The following is a 19,618-nucleotide window of genomic DNA, read 5'->3' as shown; positions in this document are numbered from 1 at the left end:
GGCGATGTAGGATAAAAATTAAAAAGTCACTATTTTTTGTTCATTGAAAAGACGTTTCTTGTCAAGCTAGGCTTATTTATCATTATTTTAATAAAAAAGAGAATGCATTTGATAATTTTTTATACTTGTACAATAATATACTATTGGAGCAGTAATGCAGTTAGGCTGCATGGTTAGATGCAGATTAAATCTGTCATTAGTTAGTTACTCTTCTTGATTTAATTTAAGCGGCTGCATTACAAAACTCTGACAGTAATGAGTGGAGTGTTCAAATGCTTGTGGAAATTCTATCACGTGCCCAATTTGGTTTTAGCATCGGATTTCATATTTTATTTCCAACATTGAATTTGGGGTTGGCCTTATTTTTGGTCATTATGGAATTCTTTTGGCTTAAAACTAAAAATACAGTTTACCTTGAAATTTGCAAATTTTGGACCAAGATTTTTGCACTTACCTTTGGAATGGGGGTTGTTTCAGGCATTGTCCTGGCCTATCAAATCGGAACAAATTTTGGTCCGTTTATTACCCAGTTCGGCAATGTCTTAGGTGCATTATTCGCCTATGAAACGCTAACTGCCTTTTTCCTTGAAGCAGGTTTTTTGGGCGTCATGCTCTTTGGTTGGAAAAGAGTACCACCGCTACTGCATTTTATGGCTACCTTTCTGGTTGCCATCGGCACAACTATATCTGCATTTTGGATTATGTCTGCAAATTCGTGGATGCAAACGCCTAGCGGGTATGAGTTAATCGACGGGAAGTACGTAGTCGCTAGCTGGTGGGCAGTGGTGATGAATCCTTCATTTATTTCGCGTTTTATCCATATGCTTCTGGCCTCTTATGTGACAACTTCCTTCGTCATCATGGGTGTCGCTTCTTATTATTTGCTTCGCAAAAAATCAGTGGAGACAGCAAAGAAAACAATGTCTTTTGCACTTTGGGCCGCTTTGATTCTTGTTCCTGTTCAAATTGGTGTTGGTGATGTTGTGGGCCTCAAGGTTAAAGAATATCAACCGCTTAAAACTGCGGCGATGGAGGGGCTTTGGCATACTCAAAACGGGGCTCCATTAGTATTGTTTGCTTGGCCTTCTCAGGCAGAACAAAAGAATAACTATGCTATTGAAATTCCTAAACTTGCAAGTCTTATCAATACGCATGATTGGGATGGAAAAATGGTTGGGTTAGACTCTGTGCCACCTGACCAACAACCCAGAGTTGCACCAGTATTTTTCACATTTAGAATTATGGTCGGCATTGGACTTCTGATGTTCGCAACAGCTGTTGTTGGAATGTTTCTTCGTTATAAGAACAAAATTTATGTGGCAAAATGGTTCCACTATTGGTGTTTTGTACTGACACCGCTTGGTTTTATAGCCAGCATTTCCGGATGGCTCACAGCTGAAATTGGAAGACAGCCATGGGTAGTCTATGGGTTATTAAAAACCCATGATGCCGTCTCTGCAATCAGTGTCGAAGATGTGATTATCTCTTTTGTTCTGCTTGTTCTTGCTTATGGAGTTGTCTTTGGGTTTTATCTGTATTATTTATTGAAACTCATTCGTTTAGGTCCGGAAGTCATTGAGGAAGAACGAGTCGAAGATCATGCATTTCAATACATGACTGATTTAAATGTGGAGAAAAAATAATGCTCCCACTTATATTTGCTGTATTACTTGCCTTTATTGTTGTGATGTATGTCATCTTAGATGGTTTTGACTTAGGGATCGGAATTTTATTTCCTTTTACCAGTAGTGAAGGCGAAAGGGATAAGATGATGAATTCAATTGCCCCAGTATGGGATGGGAATGAAACCTGGCTTGTTTTTGGTGGCGCCATACTTTATGGCGGATTTCCTCTGGTTTATGGGGCTCTTTTGCCCGTTCTTTATATCCCTATCATGTTCATGTTAATCGCTTTGATTTTTCGTGGAGTTAGCTTTGAATTTCGATTTAAAGCGGATAAATCGAAACCTATATGGAATTGGTTATTCACGATTGGTTCGATTGCTGCTGCCTTTTTTCAAGGAGTCATCTTAGGATGTTTTGTTCAAGGTTTTTCAATCAATCCCCAGACTATGGCAATTATTCAGTCCAGTTGGTTAACTCCTTTTAGCTTATTTACTGGTGTTGCTCTAATATGTGGTTACGGGCTTCTTGGAGCGACATGGATGATTATCAAAAGCAGGGGCAAACTTCAGAGTAAAATGGTCCACTATGCCCGAGGGTTACTGATCGCTGTGAGTTTCTTTTTAGTGTTTGTTAGTATCTGGACTCCGTTGCATAGCACTGAAGTCTTCAATCGCTGGTATCAATTTCCCAATTTTTTATTGTTAAGCCCACTTCCTTTAATTACCGCATGTGCCATTTTTCTGGCTTGGAGAAACTTATCTTTAAATACTTCTGACGAACGCAAGCCTTTTATTTACAGCATTGTCATTTTTTTGTGCTCCTATATCGGTATAGCGATTAGTGTTTATCCTTATTTGATTCCACGTCAGATTACCATTTGGGAGGCGGCAGCCCCATCTTCGACTCTAGTATTTATATTGGTCGGTGTGGCTATCATGTTACCCATATTGCTTGCATATACTTTATATGCCTATTTTCTTTTTAGAGGTAAAACAGAAGGACATTACCATTAGGTTGGTTATCAATACATCAGCAAAATTGCAGCTATAATTTAGCTAATACCCTTTTATGAGGAATAGAATCATGGTACATCATACACGCGAAGATTTTATTAATCAGGCAAATAGTGGTTCTAAAGCAATTGCTCTGATTTACTCACCCATCGAACTCCATGAATATATTGTAGAAATTATTGCTAAAAATTCTGACGAATTTATTCATAAGGGAAAAGAACTATGGCATTTCAACTCTATTGACGAGGCAATGTCGCGCGCTGCAGAATATGGGGCTGAAGAATTTTTTCTGTGTGCTGATAATACTTATGATGAATGTGGATCCGAACGTGGGCCACAGACTTTTGATTACATACCTCTTTATGCAAAGACTAAGCACGCCAAAAATAATTAGTCATTGAGTCGATGTATGTTTTCGATTAAAAAAATTAGGGATTAATTTGATGAAGTCTTTAGGAGCTTTGATACAGAATTGGCTTGTGAACCAAAATAATTACAATCCTGATGAACCATTAAGCAATACAATCGATTGGGTTCGTGCGATTCCTTTTATTATGGTTAACCTGAGCTGTTTACTGATTTTTTATGTGCATTTTAGTTGGATTGCCTTAAGTGTCGCAGTGACTCTGTATTTTTTTCGTTTGTTTACCATTGGTGCTTTTTATCATCGATATTTCTCACATAAAGCGTTCAAAACCAATCGCTTTTGGCAATTCATTTTTGCAGCTCTTGCAGGAACTTCAGCCCAACGCGGTCCTCTTTGGTGGGCAGCGCATCACAGGCAGCACCACATGGTGTCTGATACCCCTGAGGATGCACACTCCCCAGTACAACACGGGTTTTGGTGGAGTCATGTAGGTTGGTTTCTTACCAAAAAACATTACCATTATAATCCGGAACGAGTTAGAGATTTGGAGCAATATCCAGAACTCGTTTTTCTCGAACGTTATGACATTCTAATGCCCGCATTATTGTTTTTTGCTCTTTTTGTGACCGGTTGGATTCTTCAGACTTATGCACCACAATGGAACACCGGTATCGGTGAAATGTTGGTTTGGGGCTTCAGCGTTTCCTTGGTCGCCGTATTTAATACAACCGTAATCATTAATTCCCTGTGCCATGTGTATGGTACAAGACGTTATGAAACGTCGGATAACAGCAAAAACAACCTGTTTTTTGCTCTCATTACGCTTGGTGAAGGTTGGCATAATAACCACCATCATTACCCTGCATCAGCGCGTCAGGGGTTTCGATGGTGGGAGATTGATATCACTTATTACTTAATCAAACTTTTAGAACTCATGGGTATCGTCTGGGATGTTAAGCCGCTGCCCAAATCTTTATTAGAGCAGAATTTAGCTAAAAAGTAGTTATCCATAGGGGAACGACAATGAAACTTATAGGACTCTTTTTCTTAACAATGGTATGTATCTTTGTGTTGGATATGATTTGGTTGGGTATCATTGCGAAATCAGTTTATGCCCAAAACATCGGTATGTTGTTACGAAAGTCGGATACAGGCATGGCTCCTATTTGGTGGGCAGCGGCAGTCGTTTATGTGTGCATCGCATTAGGGATCGTTTATTTCGTCTTGCCCGGCGCACAAGGCAATTACATGCTGGCACTCGCTGGTGGAGTAATCCTAGGATTTGTAACCTATGGGATCTATGATTTCACCAACTACTCAATCCTTGCGAACTGGCCTTTGAAAATCACATTAATCGATTTTATTTGGGGCATGGTCTTATGTGGACTGAGTAGTTTATTTGCTGTCTTCATTGAGAACCGCTTTTTTTCTTAAACCAAGGAAAAAACATTGAAGTTTGCTTTTGGTACTCAAGATATTTTTGTCCCCGTGATTTTATGGAGCCTCTTTCGGTCATGGGGCCAGTCATACGGGTAAAAATAACATAAAGCATCAAAGGGGAAAGTAAGCTTAGGTATCCATTGTTGGACTGTACCGCAAATAAAGCGAATCCCATCCAGCTTAACCAATCAAAAAAATAATTAGGATGACGTGAATAATTCCATAGACCTTGGTTACACACTTCCCCTTTATGCCGTGTTTTAAAACGTTGCAATTGTAAATCGGCTGTAGTCTCTCCCATTATCCCCACTGTAACCATGCAAAATGCAAGGATATCTATCATGGTAATATGAGTCAGTCCTGCTTGGCTAATCAGTAAAAACACACTTGAAATGATTAGGATGAGCAGCCCCTGGAGTTGAAAGTTAAGAAAAAAACCAAGAGAGGGGCTAATTTTCCAATTGGCACTGAGTTCAATATAGCGCTTATCTACATGTCCTTTTCTGATTCGTGTGTACCACAGATAAAATGCTAGGCGTAAAGCCCATAAAATGAGAAGAGAGCCAATGATTAGAGTACGAAAACTTAATGGGGTTAAGCCTAAATAGATTAAACCTGAAACCATTAATCCTAATGACCATGAGACATCCACAACAGAGGGATTTTTTAGAAGACGATACAGACCCCACATCAAACTCATTTGTAAAAAAAGATAAATCACTACAATGCCGATAGAATACATTAATTATCACCCTTTATCTTTTGATAACCGTACACGCAAAATGGCAATACAATTGACCAAACCGCGCCGATGAAAAGGCAAGTCGTATTGCTGCCATAAGGAAAAAAAGCAGCCCCTAAGTTTGCACCAATGCGAAATGCCAAGGCAAAACCTATACATGACAAAAAGCCGAGCAAAAATAGATGATCAAATAGGTTACTTAATGTGGCATATAAAACAACTGTAAAACTTATCCATATGGTTATCATCCAAGGAGAAGTAAAATAGGGGGAAAAAGGGTTTGCTGAAAAAATGACTATTCCTTTATAAACCAGGGCACTGTCAATGAGAGTACTTATAGAGATAACTATTACTAATAAAAGCCATAGCCCTTCCAGCGCTCTGCCCGTTTGATGTTGCCAGTACAGCTGCAACAGAACACAAGCAACCACAATAAGAGCGCTTATCCATGCATAACCTTGAGCAGCGAGCGTGATGCAAGTAAACCAAGCCACATAATAAGCAGTTGTGTGAATGAGGTAATGTAATGTATTCATCGTCTTTTTCGCCATAAGGCATGAATATCGCTGATGTAATTGGTCTGAAAACCAGCAGCACAATAACAAAAATAGAACTCCCAAGTGCGAATAAAAGATTCGGTAAATCCTTGTGCTAAAATCTCGTCTTTATTGGTTAATAGGTTTTTATGCCAGTCATTCAAGGTAGAGACATAATGGTGGCCTATGTCTTCAAATGAAAGCAATTGCAGTGTTGTTTTGTCGGCAATTGATTTACTTATGGAATGCACAGAGGGCAGGCAACCTCCGGGGAAAATGTATTTCTTAATAAAATCAACCTCATTTTTTGCAGCTTCATAGGCTTGATCGTTAATAACAATGGCCTGTAAGAAAAATAAACCTCCAGGTTTTAGTAGCTGATGGCATTGCTGAAAAAATGTATCAAAATATTTATGCCCAACGGCCTCAATCATCTCGATTGAAACGACTTTATCATATTGTCCGGAAAGTTTTCTGTAGTCTTCTTTTAATAATTTAATCTGATGATTTAAGCCTAATTGATTTATTTTTTCATTGACATAGAGGTATTGTTTTTCTGAAATCGTCGTCGTCGTGACCTTACATCCATATTCTTTAGCGGCAAAACATGCAAATCCGCCCCATCCGGTACCTATTTCCAAAATATGGTCACTGGGTTTTAGTTGCAATGCATTACAAATGGCCCGAATTTTATTCTGAGATGCTTCCTCTAAACTTATATCCGATGGTTTATAAAGAGCGCATGAATACATCATAGATGGGTCGAGAATTAATTTAAAAAAATCATTTCCTAAATCGTAATGAGCTAGAATATTTTCCTTAGCGCGACGAATCGAGTTAATTTTTAATTTATAGTTTATTGTTCTCATGAAACTAAAAAAACGGGCGATAGGACTTTCAATCTGATTGAAGAGGGCGTCATTTTTAATAATCATCGTAATTAATTTTTGTAGGTCATCTGTATCCCAATAACCATCAATGTAACTTGCTCCGGCACCCACAGAGCCTTCCATGAGAATTGATTTATAGGCTTTGGGGTGGTTTATGGTGATGTTGGCAATTGAATCATTTTTCTCTTTTTCATTACCAAAAACATAGCTACCATTCACGTCATGGACTTGGATAGAACCGTGAGTGATCCCATTTAATAACTTGAAAAAAATTTTTTTCGAAAGTCTTGAACCCTGAGTAGCTAAATGATTATTTTTGTCCATTCGATGTCCTTTTGTTAGAGCCCGGATGTGCATGAAATGGAACACCCTTAATCCATAATTTTAATGCTTGCCAATAAATTGCTGCTGACACTTTATAAGTGATTAAAGGATAATGCCAAAATACTTTTTTAATCGAGCAATTATCTTGGGCTTTTAGAATTAATGTTGCATCAAAATCCTTCTTTCCTTCAATATGATTTTCCATATGAACGACAATTTTTTCTTTATTTAGTTTCAAATTAAGATGGTAGGAATAATTCATAGACATAAAGGGGGAGACATGTAGCTCTTTTTGAAATTGATATGAGTAAATTTCATTTTTAGGTTGGGCTGAATACTGCAACACATAATTATGTCGTTCTCCCCAGGGAGTATTGGTGACTTCCAAAATTAAATAATCCAAATTTTGATTGACCTCATCAAAAATAAAATAAATACTGATGGGATTAAAGCAATAACCTAAGCAACTCAGTTGGGTTAATAGATAGATTTTTCCCTTTGGGTAAGTTCCACATCGATTCATCACCAATTGACGAGCGTATTCATCAAGAGGGATAGTCGATTCATTAAGATAATTTTTGCGTTTAAATGAAAACCAATTAAACTTCTCTATTGAAACCTGTTTGATGCCTTTGAAGGTATTATTGATCTGGGCTAAATCAAAACAAAACATAAATAACTTATATGAAAACTGATGCTTTTTTGGAAAAAAGCGGCGATGTCGTACATGTCCTGTATAAATGAGATGGTTCATCATCTAGGTTCCTAACAGCTTACAGGTATTGATCGCACTATTGACACCATCCTCATGAAAGCCATAACCCCAATAACTTCCAACATAGTATGTATTATTCATCCCATTAATCAAATTAATTTGCTTTTGAGCTTTTAAGGCGGACACCGTCAAGCAGGGATGCGCATAGTTGAATGATTGGATTATTTGATTTTCCGCAATTTCACTCGAAAGATTGACTGATACAAAAAAATCATGCTTGGAATGAATGGATTGCAATCGATTCATGTAATAAGTAAGTGTAGGCGCTGCGCTTTGGTTATCGAGGTAATTCCAACTTGCCCAAGCCCTTTTATTTTTTGGCATTACATTTTTGTCTTTATGAAGAACCACTTCATTTTCAGTATATTTTATTGCTGATAAAATATTGATTTCTTCAGGAGTAGGTTTCTCGAGCATGGCTAACGCCTGATCACTATGAGTAGCGCATACGACCGCATCAAAGACATGCTCTTCAGAGTTGACGATTATCTTAATCTGATTCGCTTCTCGTATAATTCGCTCTACTTTGGAGTTTAAGTACACGTGATCTTTTAACCGCTCAAGCATCGGTGTAATGTAGTTCTTTGAGCCTTGTTTGATGACATACCACTGAGGTCGATTAAACAAATCAAGAAGTCCATGATTATTATAAAATTGTAAGATAAAGAAAGCAGAACAATTTAGAGTATCTTCTTTATTTTTAGACCAAATAGCAGCCATCATTGGAACGAGATAACATTCTTTAAATTGTTCTGAGTAGTTGTTTTCCTTGATAAAGTCATTGATGGTTATTTCGAGATCATTGGTTCGGGCCAAGAATTTTTTTGCATCCGCATTAAATGAAATGATGTCTTTGATTAGGTGATAAAAGTCTAATTTAAATAGGTTTCGACGATCTGAAAAAAGAGTGTTTAAATTATGACCACTGTACTCAAGTCCCCTATGATCGGCGCGATAACTAAAACTCATTTCACTGGTTTGAGTTGCTACGTTTAACTCTTCAAGCAATTTACAAAAGTTGGGGTATGTTCTCTTGTTAAAAACGATAAACCCGGTATCAATCGAGTAAACAGTTTCCTCGCTTTCGACCGCGAGAGTATGTGTATGACCACCAAGATAATCGTTGGCTTCAAATAAAGAAACATCATGATTTTTGCTTAAAATATAGCAACTCGTTAAACCAGAAATTCCTGAGCCAATTACTGCAATCCTTTTTTTCAAAAAAAATTCCCTTATCATCAGATTGTTTGGTAATTTATGTGAATGATGACACTTTGGCAAGGGTATTTTGCTCAAGGAGTTACAGGTCGCTCAATATGCCCCTACGCTTAATGGTGCCGCAAAGCGAAATCAGTTGCAGAAGGCCGTACTTATGGAATATTGTAACTCTTTAGGGAAGAATGATATCTCTGCATGCAGTTATGCTGAATCAGATTAGTGCAATAGCTTAAAAAAATAAAAAAGTGCACTCACAATCACAATAGTGAAAGAATAGTTAGTGTGGATTTACAATTAATATAATTAATACCGCGGACGAACGGAATAATCAGATAAGGACTTATAAATGAAAAAGCTCACTTTGACCACTACTGGTGGTAACCCGATAGGTGATAATCAAAATGCTTTAACTGCTGGAGCCAGAGGGCCTCTTTTACTTCAAGATTACCAATTAATTGAAAAATTGGCGCACCAAAATCGAGAGCGAATACCCGAGCGTGTAGTTCATGCTAAAGGGTGGGGGGCGCATGGCGTTTTAACAGTGACCCATGATATCACTGCCTACACTAAAGCTGATTTATTTTCAGAAGTAGGAAAGAAAACAGAATTAATAACACGCTTTTCAACAGTGGCTGGTGAAATGGGGGCTGCAGATGCTGAGCGAGATGTGCGTGGATTTTCAGTAAAGTTCTATACACAGCAAGGTAATTGGGATCTTGTCGGTAATAATACTCCAGTATTCTTCATTCGTGACCCTTATAAATTTCCAGATTTTATTCATACACAAAAAAGACACCCCAAAACCAATCTTCGTTCACCGACAGCAATGTGGGATTTCTGGTCCTTATCGCCTGAAAGTCTTCACCAAGTTACCATTTTATTTTCAGATAGAGGGTTACCTCAATCTGTTCGCTTTATGGATGGTTTTGGTTCTCATACTTTTAGTTTTATAAATAAAAAGAATGAGCGATTTTGGGTCAAATTTCATTGTAAAACCATGCAAGGGCATAAACATTGGACCAATGCACAAGCCGCTGAGGTGATAGGTCGTACAAGGGAGTCGACTCAGGAAGATTTATTCCAAGCCATCAGCCAGGGTGATTATCCAAGATGGCGGTTTTGTGTGCAAATTATGACTGAAGATCAGGCGAATAGTTTAGAATACAATCCCTTTGATCTTACCAAAGTTTGGTCACAGCGTGATTTTCCGTTAATTGACGTGGGGGTTTTAGAGCTGAATCGAAATCCTGAGAATTATTTTGCTGAAATCGAACAACTTGCATTTTCCCCCTCTAATATTGTTCCTGGAATTGGTTTTTCTCCAGATAAAATGTTGCAGGCACGTATTTTTTCCTATGCAGATGCACACCGTTATCGAATAGGGACCCATTACGAATCATTACCGGTAAATGCCCCCAAATGTCCTGTACATCATTATCACAAGGATGGTTCATTACGCTTTTACGATAATAATACAGAGTACTCGGAAGCTTATTACGAGCCGAACAGTTTTTCGGGGCCAAAGGAAGATCCTCAATACAACGAGCCACCTTTACCTATCAACGGAGATGTCGATCGATATGATCGACACCAGGATCCTGATGATTATAGCCAGCCAAGAAAATTATTTCATTTGTTTAATCAAGAACAAAAGCAAAGACTCTATGCAAACATCGCCGAAAGCATGGAGAGCGTTCCTGATTTTATTATTGAGCGGCAAATTAAATTATTTGATCAAGTCGATAAAGAATATGGAGCTGGTGTACGAAACGCGCTGAAGCATCGAGCGAAATGAAGATCAAATAACCGAAGCACATATGAATGTTGGGATTATGGATCCCATTCAATTTGGAGCTAACGGAAGGCTTTTTGAGATCTTGGGTGAAGCTAAAGAGTTCAAAAAGCCCCATTTACGCTGACTATTGGCAATCGTTGTGCCATTGAGTCTAACAGTACCCTAATACATTATTTAAGAAATCATCCTTAAAGGGCATAGAGTTAATTTATTTTACGTACATTAACTTTGCGTCCTTTTAATTTTCCACTTTGCAAATATTGGTACGCTTGATCTGCTTGGCTTTTGTGAATGGCAACATAGGAGTGCATAGGGGTGATGTTAATTTTGCCAATGGTGTTGCCTGCTAATCCTGCATCTTTGGTTAATGCCCCAAGGATATCACCGGGGCGAATTTTATCTTTTTTACCGGAAGCAAGACAAAGTGTGACCATTTCTGGAACGAACAGAGTAGAACTGTTATTTTTTAGTTCATCAATGTTTCCCCAATGAATAGGTTGCGGGAGATGGTCTTCAATGACGCAAATTCGTTGAGCATCTGCTGGCGTTGTTATATTTAGGGCAATACCTTTACTTCCTGCTCGTCCAGTTCGACCAATACGATGAATATGGACGTCGTGATCAAAAGCAAGATCAAAATTAATGACTGCAGAAAGTTCCTTTATATCAAGTCCTCGTGCTGCAACATCAGTGGCGACAAGAATAGAGCAACTTTGGTTGGCAAAACGCAAGACCGCAAGATCACGATCGACTTGCTCCATATCTCCATTTAAAGCGATGGCACAAAAGCCCTCGTGTATCAGTTGGTCAGTTACTTCCATTGTTTGTTGCTTGGTATTACAGAATATTAATGTTGATACGGGGCGATAGTGCAGCAGTAATGATTTTAATAAGGGATATTTCTGAGCTTGTTTTGAGACTTCGTAAAAATGTTGTTCGATATCCGTATCTTCAGGGTGGGTTTCTACATGAACCTCTTTCGGTTCTCTCATAAATTGTTTTGAAAGTTGTTTTATTTCTTCAGGATAAGTCGCAGAAAAAAGGAGCGTCTGTCGTTGTGTGGAACAAACGGAAATAATGTTTTTCATGTCATCAAAAAACCCCATATCCAGCATTCTGTCTGCCTCATCTAAAACTAAAGTTTTCACCTGGGATAAGTCTAAAGAGACGTTTTTTAAATGCTTGAGCACTCTTCCCGGTGTTCCGACAATGATATGAGCGCCATGTCGTAACGAATCAAGCTGAGGCTTCATTGGTATACCACCGGATAAATTAATAATTTTGACGTTGGGCATGAAACAGGCTAATCGACGAATCGCTTGACTGACTTGTTCGGCTAGTTCACGAGTGGGGCAAAGAACTAAGGCTTGTACTGCAAAAAATGAAATTTTTAAGTTATTTAATAAGGACAAAGCAAAAGCAGCGGTCTTTCCACTTCCTGTTTTTGCTTGAGCAATAATATCTTCATTTCTGAGAATTATGGGCAGACTTTGCATTTGGATTGAGCTCATATTTTTATAATTTAAAAAAGCAAGGCTCTTAATTAATTCTTCTCGAAGAGGAAGTTGAGTGAAAGATAGGTGTTGGGCTGTGTGTTCTGTTTGAGTCATGGAGCTTTCTCTCTGTGATGCTTAATTGACATTAGGTAGGATTTCACTGGGCGTCATGTTTTTACCAAGTAATTTTTCCCATAATTTTTTTCTCGTATGATAAATGCCGCCAGTAATCTTTGTGAATAAAATACTTTGATGTATCGAGGTAAACAATAAAAAGATGTTCTGTATGCTGGCCAAGGTTTTAAAATTAAAATAGTATAAATTATCGACGACGTCTTCGGACTATGTAATTCTCTTGGGCCATAATTACTTTTAAGGGCTTTTTCCAAAGCATTTTACCATGAATATCTAAAGAGGATTGAGCTTTTTATCGGGAGCTAGAGGTTATAAAGCAAAACCTTTCATGTAGCCGATCAAGCGATCTTTGACTAAAAAAGCGCGTCTAACTTTAGCATTTTGGAAAAGTCTTCTTATAATGAATCTTCAGTTATTCCAAAGGGTGAGTTTTCTGCATGAGTTCCATTTTTTCTCACTGTCGTTTCCTCAAAGTAACCACTACATCCACAGTGAGATATAGTGGTTAAATAATTTTAACTACTTAAATTACAATTATATTTTGTGCTTGAAGACCTTTTGGTCCTTGAGTCACAATGAATTGCACTCTCTGACCTTCTGTAAGGGTTTTAAAGCCAGAACTTAAAATTTCTTTAAAGTGAGCAAACACATCGGGTCCTGCTTCTTGCTCAATAAAACCAAATCCTTTAGATTCGTTAAACCATTTAACGACTCCATTTACTGTTTTAGACATAAGTATCCTTAAGTATTTATTTAAATGCCTTTAGAGGCGAATTTAGCCGGAAACCGGTCAAGAATTAAAAACTACCGAACGAGGGATTAAATGAATAAAACGACGATTTGGAGAGTATAAAAAGAGACACTTTCTAGCTGAGAATAGGGTACTACTATTTAAGATTATAAGTCAATCCTATTGATGAGTAGTGTGTGTTAATCTATTGCATCAACGTTTATTCTTACTTTTTGCCTTTCTCATATTGTGAAATCATCTTCTCTGTGCAATAATTCAACAAAATGAGCGCAAATATGTTTTTCCGCATGAATACTATATTTTCCCAGGCCTTAAATCCAGCTTCCACCAACTTAGGAGTTAGTACCACTAATTCTGAATTAGTGATTAGTAAGAAGCCAGAGATTGAAGCGCCAAATAGAAAAATGTATGGGCGGAACATCGATAAGCGCATTACTCTCTTTTCTCGAGAAAGGTTTTTATTTCAATTCCTATCCTTGGAAGTTATTGACATCCTTAGAATAGCAACAACTCCTCCCGACCCGCAAACCTTCGAATTGTTCCCTGGTCTGTAATGAGTTAAGTCTCACCTGGACTGTTGAGAGCACTTACATTACTTAAGTTGGCATAGCGGGTGGTCTTTTTGAAAAGGTCCCTGTTTCTTTAAGTCAACTTTCATACAGCGTGCCACACTATTGATTATCAAAATAACAAAAATATCAATAACTTGGCAAAAAAAATTAACAAATGACGTAATTTAGGTTCATAAGATAAAAAGAGAGCTCTGTTTAAAAGGCGGGCTAAATGGTCTAAATGCTTTCACAGGATTCAATTCATGGTTCTTATTTATGTTTAAAGTAACGAAATTTTTAACAAATTAATTTGCAAACTAACTATTGGCAGGATTCATATGAAAGACAAAGAGCTGAGAAAAAAGTTATTAAACAAATGTATAGAGATTAAAGATTCAATTAATCGAAAAATTCCTTTGCCAGCGAATCGATATGAAGAGTTTGAACAGATTGAGCGTAGCAAGATGAAAGCTTATGAAGAGGCCAGAAGGGCAGAAGCGCCAGAAGATGAGCAATTAGAGTCGTGCATATACGAAATGGAGTATCTGGAGCTTCATGATAAGGAGTACGAGGCGCATGAACGCTATGTAAAACAAAAGCAAATCGAGTACCATATTTTTGAGTCTATTAATGAGCGTTTTAAGGAATTTTGTCTGGATAACCAGGTAAAATCGCCGCACCATCTGACCCCTAATCAGAAGCAAAGCTTCAAGCAAATTATTCTCAAACAGTCTTCTATTCTATGTGAACAAATTGCAAGAACACTGAAACTGCTGGGAAGAGAAAGCAGTGATATTAACGTAACTGAAATCGATGACTACCTTGAAAAAAATGCTGATTCTTTCATTCAAATTTTATGTCAAGGAGAAGAGTTAACTATTAATGATAAAGAATTAGCTTATCGGTTTAAAAAAACTGTTGAATTGATTGAACATCGAGATGCTTTTCAAAAGCAACATAACCGTGAAAACGCGCTGCTTTTTCAGGGGAAGAGTGAGAAAAAAGTTAGAGAGGCAATTCAAAAATCAACTCTATTTGCCATCGCGGAATATTTTGATAGACCCGAAATCAGTACAGGCTTTTGTCAGGAGCATACCACCATTGCCCTCAAAAGATTATATGATGAACATATCATTCAAAGTGATACCACCGTTGAAAAAGTCACTATTGATTATTTTGATGATGAGGGTAATCCGGCAGATGGTCATACTTTTTTGGTCCTTGACCGTAATCCCAATAGCCCTCTCAATGACATCAGCCAATGGGAGGGGATCCTTTTAGACCCATGGAATGGGATAGCTTGTCTTACAGAGGACTATGACTCCTTACCTTATTTTTATATTTCCTACCCCAAAGGGGCAAAATGGGAAGCTATCCAATTTACAGATGATGATTATACCCTACGATCGGCAATCCGAGATGCCAATCAATACTATCAGATGACAGGGAACAGCGAGATAGAAAAGCGAAGACCACTAGTTATGGAAGAACATCAGTTGCACTCGTTGGATGAAGTAGGATTTGAAGAAACTAAAACATTTCTGACTGAGCTGATTAATAAATTACGCCCTCCTAATTTCGAAGAGTCCATTGACATTTTTATTACAACGACTGGCGATAAATTGGTTAATACGCTGGCCGGACTTACTAAACCTGCGATTGTCATTCACAGTGATTTTCTTAAGCAAATGCAAAATGGCGTGTATACAGTTGAAGAATTAGAGTTCGCTTTAGCCAATGAGTTACTATACATGAAACACGAAGGGGTTGGAATTTATTATAAAATTTCAGCCAGTGAACAATTCAAACTCGATAAACTAACGATTGAACAGTGCCATAATATACCAGCAGGTATTAGTTACTTAAGGAAAAGCATTCACTTTCAAGAGCAACATAAATGGGATGTTAGTCATGTCCATCAATCTTATTTGGTTCATGATTATCAACTTGCGGCATTGCCCGATTATCATCAACGCATTAAAAATTTGTTAACTTTGTTGGCTATCAAAGAAAATGAACGCAATGAAAAACAACACACGTCTTTGCCAAATGCTATTTTAAAAGCGGTCGCTCCGATTCAACGAGAAATTTTCTTTAAAAAAGAATGTGATGCATGTAAGAGTACGGTAGCGAAACTCAAGTTTTTAGAATCCAAATTAGCAGAGCTAACCGTTGAGTTATTACCCTATGAAATAACCTCTAGTGTTGGGATTAAGGTTCGGGATTTCTGCCATATTTTGTATGCGATGGACATTAATTTAAATGATGCGGAAGTGAAAAAAACAGCGGAAGAATTAATTCAACGGGCTTTCAACTTGCGAATCCCTGCGTTTGAACAAATTTATCTCGCTCTTGTCCATCAACATTTCACTGGTCGAAACTCTTTGACGCGTAATGTCCAACTACCTCCACTTGGACCTTTCAGGGTCTTAAACGATGCCTTTGATGCGTTTGTTAAAGCAAAAAGCTTTGCGGAAGCGAAAGAGGCAGCTGAGTCACTCAATGCGTTACTAGAAAACCTCATCAATCATCTGAAGCATCCGCACGGACGAGCAAGACTTCATACCTATCAATTTGAGGAAACCCATCAGCGCATGCCTGTCGGAAAGGAGCGATTTTTTGGTTCAGTGATTGGTGAGCATATTAAGTGGAATACTTTTGCACCGCAAAATGAGGGTACAGAGGTACCTTGGTCGAGTCATCTTGCATGGGCACAAAAAGATGAGAGTTCTCTTATTGCCGAGACCCTATGGCGCCTTGGCGTTACTGGTGATCACAACGTATGGTCTTTATTGCCTGACAAAAGACTTTTGTCTTTCGTCCTTGATTATGATGAAACCAAACCCATTACTACATTGCCCCCAGGGCTTGATTCCTATAACGGTTATTATAGTGAAGCGATATTGACCTTTTTATCGGATAAGGTGATTAAGAACTTTGACGTCAACTTCGAGATGTTTTTTAGTGGAGCCTCTTTTGAGGATAAATTGAAACAGTATTATGATTTGAATCGACTCGTATTAATCAAACCTTCAGAAGCTAAAGCTCGCAATGTTGACAATCTAGCCGTTCAATTTTTGCTGACTGAATTTACCAATATTGCCATCAATGGGACTCCAGAGGAGCAAGCCGTTGTAAAAGGCTTTTTTCTGGGACGAGAAGATAAACGCGATTTGGAGCACTTGCTGCAGGCTGCAAATGAAGTAAAATCGACCTTAGATTATAACGCTCCCTATGTTCAATTTGTTATTAATCAGGAATTTCAGGGCAAAAAATTTGATTTGTTTACCACGGAAGAACAACTTAAATTTCTGAGAGCGAGCTCAATGAGTTTGTATGAAATTCCACCTCAGGCATTTATTGCTATTTTTCGCTTGCCTTTTGACTCATTCAGCCTTGATTGTTTGGAGCAGTTACTTCCTTTAACCAATAAAACAATTGAGGATTTGACGCCGGTCTATTCTATTGCAGCTGTCTTTCTTCAGGAACATATCAAAAAATATGGAAATTATGAGGTATTAAGCAAAGAGACAATTGCCTTACTCAAACTCGCTATGCAGTTTGTACGTAATCCTGTTGAACGTGCTTCCCCATTTAAATCCTTCCTCTGGAATTTACCGCAAGAAACGAGTGGGACTAACCATTTAACAGCTCATGATTTAATCCTGATTTATCGGATGTTTGATTCACAACTGCTCTTTCCCTCACCAGAGGTGCAAGAGCATTTTGCTCGGCTCCTTATCCAACGGATAAAAGAGATATCAGATCCCGATGAGCGCATCCAGGCGTTGGAAAAACTTCTTTTTGTAGAAAATGCAATTAGCCTTCCGATAAGTTCTATTTCTCTGCGTAATGAGGCCATTGAGCAATTAGTCAAAGACCTAAGAAATAAATATGGTCAGGATGATCGATCTCAGGAATACAGAGAGAAGATGATCGCTGTGATCGATCATCTGTATGAAAATATGGCAAAACGTGATGTCACACTAATGCTTTCACGATTAGCCAATAGCATCGAGTCACAGTGGGATGTGACTGAACATTTAGGTATTTTGTTGGAGCCTGATAAATATTTATCGACTAATCAACAGGAAAAAATCGATTTTTCTATTAGTAGCCTGGCCGCAGTCTCTCGAAAACTAAGCGAAGACAAAAACGACATAAATGAATTTTTGGAATTTATTTCTTCTCCCATCAGTCGTCAAACAACAGATAGATTTTCCAGTTATTTATTAAGCCGTCAAAAAATAAACGACCTTGCAAAGCTGTTGGGCTACAGTGGTGAATTGGAAAAAAGTGAAAATGAAAAGCCAGGGACTACTGCGCTCCTGCTAAGGTCTTTTTACGCGCAGTTCTGGGATGTAAGCCTGGAAGAGCGAGCGGTTATTGTGGATCACTTGCTTATCCCGGCCAGCAAAGTAAAAACGGCTGCTGAGATGGAAGATGCCTACCAAGAAGGGTTTTCCTACGTTGCCCATAAGTTATTCCCGCATGCTGAAACAGATAAAGAAGAAAATTTTGCTTATGCCTTGCTCAAAGCTTATCTGGACTCAGCGGATAAATACATTCGCGGCCATTTGTTAGCAGGAATGTTAGTAGCCACAAATCAGTCGAGTGGGGCTAGGGAATCACCCAGTGCTGGTAAAAAACTAGCCATGCTATGTGAGCACATGGGACCTGCCTATGTGAAACTGGCTCAGGCAGTTCATAGTCATCCGAATACACCTGAGGCTATTCGCCGAGATCTGGAACACTTGAAGGGACGAGCCAATCCACCTCATCGTTGGCAATTATGGCGGCTTCTGCGTGAGGTGGTCTCCCGTGACGATCGCAAAATGATTAAACGTGTCGGAGCTCTTTTAGGCTCAGCCTCTTATAACCTAGCTCTGGAAGCAGAGTTAGAAAATGGACAGGATGTGGTGCTATTGATGTTGCGTGAACATGCAGCAAAAAATGCGCAAGACGGTTTTATACATTTGCAAAAGACCATTGAGTCTTGCGCGCATGTCGATATGGAGCCTATTCGGGAGAGCATTTTATCGATTATCCAGGAAGCTAAGGAATTGTCGAAAATTGAAATGGACAGGAATTTAAGTGAGCAGCAAAACCTGATTGCAACCAAGCTATATACGGGTTCCATTACAGTGAACGTTGATGATAAACCCCATTCGTTTACCCTAAATCCGGCTCATTTGCTCAAAAGTGGTGAAGGCTATCGATTCATCGAGCGTATTTATGGAACCGAATTCAATGAGCTACCTAACCAAACTACGGAAGACAAGGAAATTCGGCGAGCCATTGCTAAGGCAATCATTACAGTAGAGCTTATTAACATTCTTCAGGGGGGGTGTTTTGATTCCGACCGTCATGGTAATCAATTACGTCATCAGAACCATCAGTTGGGCTTATATGATTTCGGTGAAATGTCGTTGCAACCGCCCAGTGAAGTGGAGTTAAAGCAATTAGCGAAGGTTCTGTCCGACCTTCCCAGAGCGGCATTAAAAAATAGATTGTTTCATACCAATTTTGATCTGCTGTTAACAGAGCATATTCGAAAGGCACTTAAAGCGGGTGAACCCACCCGCTATTTAATGCGAATTCGTAAAGGACTTTTGGCATTACGAGATTTCCAAAAAGAATTAACGACGGAAGAACTAATCGAGGTGTTTCAGCAGGTTAATGCCAGTGAAGCCATCAATCCCAAAGTTAAAGCCGAGGTAGCCAGTGCCATTCGCATGGCTGAATACATGGAGGATAGAAGTAAGGATTATCAGCGCTTTGTTAATAAGGTGGTTTTTTTCAGGAGTAAGGTTGACTCTTTATTCAAAAGGAATATCCCCCATGAGGAGACGCATCAAGATCGAGTATCATCTGACAATGATAAGCAAATAATTTTGGCACCTGGAAATTAAAATACAAACCAACTCCCTGAGGTGGAATGCAGCAATTCTACCTCAGTA

Annotated in this window: 14 protein-coding genes; 7 read left to right on the top strand and 7 right to left on the bottom strand. The window is 38.5% G+C overall.

Annotated features, from left to right (window positions below; genetic code table 11):
* The first annotated feature begins 272 nt into the window (after positions 1-272).
* The 5 genes from OQJ13_RS03540 to OQJ13_RS03520 all read left to right on the top strand — a co-directional run bounded on the left by OQJ13_RS03540 (position 273) and on the right by OQJ13_RS03520 (position 4,439).
* Positions 273-1,643: a cytochrome ubiquinol oxidase subunit I gene (locus OQJ13_RS03540; protein WP_265709217.1), complete on the top strand. Its 1,371-nt coding sequence runs from the start codon at positions 273-275 to the stop codon at positions 1,641-1,643.
* The gene (gene cydB / locus OQJ13_RS03535; RefSeq protein WP_265709215.1) at positions 1,643-2,638 is read left to right on the top strand and encodes a cytochrome d ubiquinol oxidase subunit II; all 996 of its coding nucleotides are present in this window, start codon (positions 1,643-1,645) and stop codon (positions 2,636-2,638) included. Before OQJ13_RS03540 ends, cydB begins: the two co-directional genes overlap by 1 nt.
* A gap of 70 nt (positions 2,639-2,708) precedes the next feature.
* Positions 2,709-3,032, top strand: coding sequence for a hypothetical protein (locus tag OQJ13_RS03530; protein ID WP_265702807.1), 324 nt, complete (start codon positions 2,709-2,711; stop codon positions 3,030-3,032).
* A 49-nt stretch (positions 3,033-3,081) separates the two neighbouring features.
* Complete coding sequence (locus OQJ13_RS03525; RefSeq protein ID WP_265709213.1) at positions 3,082-4,008, top strand: acyl-CoA desaturase; 927 nt, start codon at positions 3,082-3,084, stop codon at positions 4,006-4,008.
* 20 nt (positions 4,009-4,028) lie between these two features.
* Positions 4,029-4,439 carry a DUF2177 family protein gene (locus OQJ13_RS03520; RefSeq protein WP_265709211.1) on the top strand — a complete coding sequence of 137 codons (411 nt, stop codon included), beginning with the start codon at positions 4,029-4,031 and terminating at the stop codon, positions 4,437-4,439.
* Here the strand turns inward: OQJ13_RS03520 and OQJ13_RS03515 are convergent.
* Genes OQJ13_RS03515 through OQJ13_RS03495 form a run of 5 tightly spaced genes read right to left on the bottom strand, consistent with a single transcriptional unit; the run spans position 4,414 to position 8,933 of the window.
* The gene (locus OQJ13_RS03515) at positions 4,414-5,187 is read right to left on the bottom strand and encodes a DUF1295 domain-containing protein (RefSeq protein ID WP_265709209.1); all 774 of its coding nucleotides are present in this window, start codon (positions 5,185-5,187) and stop codon (positions 4,414-4,416) included. The two genes, OQJ13_RS03520 and OQJ13_RS03515, sit on opposite strands and share 26 nt — an antisense overlap.
* A complete protein-coding gene (locus OQJ13_RS03510) occupies positions 5,187-5,723 on the bottom strand; it encodes a DUF2878 domain-containing protein (RefSeq protein ID WP_265709208.1) in 537 nt (178 codons plus the stop codon). Before OQJ13_RS03510 ends, OQJ13_RS03515 begins: the two co-directional genes overlap by 1 nt.
* Positions 5,720-6,937 (bottom strand): SAM-dependent methyltransferase, encoded by a 1,218-nt coding sequence (locus OQJ13_RS03505; RefSeq protein WP_265709207.1) that lies wholly within the window; start codon positions 6,935-6,937, stop codon positions 5,720-5,722. Before OQJ13_RS03505 ends, OQJ13_RS03510 begins: the two co-directional genes overlap by 4 nt.
* Positions 6,924-7,694 (bottom strand): DUF1365 domain-containing protein, encoded by a 771-nt coding sequence (locus OQJ13_RS03500; protein WP_265709206.1) that lies wholly within the window; start codon positions 7,692-7,694, stop codon positions 6,924-6,926. Before OQJ13_RS03500 ends, OQJ13_RS03505 begins: the two co-directional genes overlap by 14 nt.
* Positions 7,695-8,933: an NAD(P)/FAD-dependent oxidoreductase gene (locus tag OQJ13_RS03495; protein WP_265709205.1), complete on the bottom strand. Its 1,239-nt coding sequence runs from the start codon at positions 8,931-8,933 to the stop codon at positions 7,695-7,697.
* Between the two features lie 343 nt (positions 8,934-9,276).
* On the opposite strand from OQJ13_RS03495, the gene OQJ13_RS03490 reads away from it, so the two are divergent.
* Positions 9,277-10,725: a catalase gene (locus OQJ13_RS03490; RefSeq protein ID WP_265709204.1), complete on the top strand. Its 1,449-nt coding sequence runs from the start codon at positions 9,277-9,279 to the stop codon at positions 10,723-10,725.
* A gap of 203 nt (positions 10,726-10,928) precedes the next feature.
* Here OQJ13_RS03490 and dbpA read toward each other — a convergent pair whose 3' ends face one another.
* Together dbpA and OQJ13_RS03480 are read right to left on the bottom strand one after the other, a co-directional pair.
* Positions 10,929-12,335 (bottom strand): ATP-dependent RNA helicase DbpA, encoded by a 1,407-nt coding sequence (gene dbpA, locus OQJ13_RS03485; RefSeq protein ID WP_265709202.1) that lies wholly within the window; start codon positions 12,333-12,335, stop codon positions 10,929-10,931.
* A 544-nt stretch (positions 12,336-12,879) separates the two neighbouring features.
* Positions 12,880-13,089 carry a cold-shock protein gene (locus OQJ13_RS03480; protein ID WP_265709200.1) on the bottom strand — a complete coding sequence of 70 codons (210 nt, stop codon included), beginning with the start codon at positions 13,087-13,089 and terminating at the stop codon, positions 12,880-12,882.
* A gap of 907 nt (positions 13,090-13,996) precedes the next feature.
* Between OQJ13_RS03480 and OQJ13_RS03475 the strand changes: the two genes are divergently transcribed.
* Positions 13,997-19,570, top strand: a complete 5,574-nt coding sequence (locus tag OQJ13_RS03475; RefSeq protein WP_265709198.1) for an ABC transporter — start codon at positions 13,997-13,999, stop codon at positions 19,568-19,570.
* The last annotated feature ends 48 nt before the right edge of the window (positions 19,571-19,618 follow it).

The organism is Legionella sp. PATHC035, assembly GCF_026191115.1.
GTDB lineage: Bacteria > Pseudomonadota > Gammaproteobacteria > Legionellales > Legionellaceae > Legionella.
This window is presented reverse-complemented; position numbering and strand designations above follow the sequence as displayed.

Bases quoted from the DNA above. Each gene is read 5' to 3' on its own strand.
- OQJ13_RS03510 (WP_265709208.1), bottom strand. From the start codon at position 5,723: ATGAATACATTACATTACCTCATTCACACAACTGCTTATTATGTGGCT.
- OQJ13_RS03530 (WP_265702807.1), top strand. From the start codon at position 2,709: ATGGTACATCATACACGCGAAGATTTTATTAATCAGGCAAATAGTGGT.
- cydB (WP_265709215.1), top strand. From the start codon at position 1,643: ATGCTCCCACTTATATTTGCTGTATTACTTGCCTTTATTGTTGTGATG.
- OQJ13_RS03490 (WP_265709204.1), top strand. From the start codon at position 9,277: ATGAAAAAGCTCACTTTGACCACTACTGGTGGTAACCCGATAGGTGAT.
- OQJ13_RS03500 (WP_265709206.1), bottom strand. From the start codon at position 7,694: ATGATGAACCATCTCATTTATACAGGACATGTACGACATCGCCGCTTT.
- OQJ13_RS03540 (WP_265709217.1), top strand. From the start codon at position 273: ATGCTTGTGGAAATTCTATCACGTGCCCAATTTGGTTTTAGCATCGGA.
- dbpA (WP_265709202.1), bottom strand. From the start codon at position 12,335: ATGACTCAAACAGAACACACAGCCCAACACCTATCTTTCACTCAACTT.
- OQJ13_RS03515 (WP_265709209.1), bottom strand. From the start codon at position 5,187: ATGTATTCTATCGGCATTGTAGTGATTTATCTTTTTTTACAAATGAGT.
- OQJ13_RS03505 (WP_265709207.1), bottom strand. From the start codon at position 6,937: ATGGACAAAAATAATCATTTAGCTACTCAGGGTTCAAGACTTTCGAAA.
- OQJ13_RS03525 (WP_265709213.1), top strand. From the start codon at position 3,082: ATGAAGTCTTTAGGAGCTTTGATACAGAATTGGCTTGTGAACCAAAAT.
- OQJ13_RS03480 (WP_265709200.1), bottom strand. From the start codon at position 13,089: ATGTCTAAAACAGTAAATGGAGTCGTTAAATGGTTTAACGAATCTAAA.
- OQJ13_RS03520 (WP_265709211.1), top strand. From the start codon at position 4,029: ATGAAACTTATAGGACTCTTTTTCTTAACAATGGTATGTATCTTTGTG.
- OQJ13_RS03475 (WP_265709198.1), top strand. From the start codon at position 13,997: ATGAAAGACAAAGAGCTGAGAAAAAAGTTATTAAACAAATGTATAGAG.